Genomic DNA, 1,191 nt, shown 5'->3' on the forward strand with positions numbered 1-1,191 from the left:
AAAACCCCTGGCCGGGGCCAGGGGTGTAGAGGTCAACTGGGCTGGGTAGGTCTTAGCCACGAACAGCCGGCGCCACTTCCACCGCCGCCAAATCCAGCGGGAAGTTGTGCGCATTCCGCTCGTGCATCACCTCCATCCCCAGGTTGGCACGGTTGAGCACATCCGCCCACGTCCCAACCACACGACCATTGCTGTCCACAATCGACTGGTTGAAGTTAAACCCATTCAGGTTAAACGCCATAATGCTGATGCCCAAAGCCGCAAACCAAATCCCCACCACCGGCCAGGCCGCCAGGAAAAAGTGCAGGCTGCGGCTGTTGTTGAACGACGCATAGCGGAAAATCAACCGGCCAAAATACCCGTGCGCCGCCACAATGTTGTAGGTCTCTTCCTCCTGACCAAACTTGTACCCCAGGTTCTGCGACTCCTCCTCCGAAGTCTCACGAATCAGGGTGCTGGTCACCAGAGACCCGTGCATCGCACTAAACAGCGCTCCACCAAACACACCTGCCACGCCCAGCTGGTGGAACGGGTGCATCAAAATGTTGTGCTCCGCCTGGAACACCAGCATGAAGTTAAACGTCCCGGAAATCCCCAAGGGCATCCCGTCCGAAAACGACCCCTGCCCAATCGGGTAAATCAAAAACACCGCCGTCGCCGCGGCCACCGGCGCCGAGTAGGCCACCGCAATCCAGGGACGCATCCCCAGGCGGTAGCTCAGCTCCCACTCGCGCCCCATGTAGCAGTACACCCCAATCAAAAAGTGCAGCACAATCAGCTGGTAGGGGCCGCCGTTGTACAGCCACTCGTCCAACGAGGCCGCCTCCCAAATCGGGTAAAAGTGCAGCCCAATGGCCGCCGAAGAAGGCACCACTGCGCCAGTAATGATGTTGTTCCCGTACAGCAGCGAACCCGAAACCGGCTCGCGGATGCCGTCAATGTCTACTGGAGGAGCGCCAATAAAGGCAATGATGAAGCAGGTGGTGGCAGTCAGCAGAGTGGGAATCATCAACACCCCAAACCAGCCAATGTAAAGGCGGTTGTCGGTGGAAGTAACCCACTCGCAAAACTGCTCCCACACGTTGCTAGCTGCGCGACGTTGGAGAACAGTAGTCATAAGACCTAACTTCCCTGCGGAAGTGCGAAGATTGACAACCCAACCTTAAACCATCCATTAAGTTCTGTCAACTC

Annotated in this window: 1 protein-coding gene; it reads right to left on the reverse strand. The window is 57.4% G+C overall.

Translation table 11 applies throughout. The features are described 5' to 3' along the window. Positions 1 to 52: 52 nt before the first annotated feature. Positions 53 to 1,117, reverse strand: a complete 1,065-nt coding sequence (psbA, locus tag NW827_RS04005) for a photosystem II q(b) protein (RefSeq protein ID WP_414503363.1) — start codon at positions 1,115 to 1,117, stop codon at positions 53 to 55. Positions 1,118 to 1,191 lie beyond the last annotated feature (74 nt).

It is taken from the genome of Synechococcus sp. H70.1, from assembly GCF_047502705.1.
GTDB lineage: Bacteria > Cyanobacteriota > Cyanobacteriia > Thermostichales > Thermostichaceae > Thermostichus.

Coding starts and splice junctions, on each gene's coding strand:
- psbA (WP_414503363.1), bottom strand. CDS start 1,117: ATGACTACTGTTCTCCAACGTCGCGCAGCTAGCAACGTGTGGGAGCAG.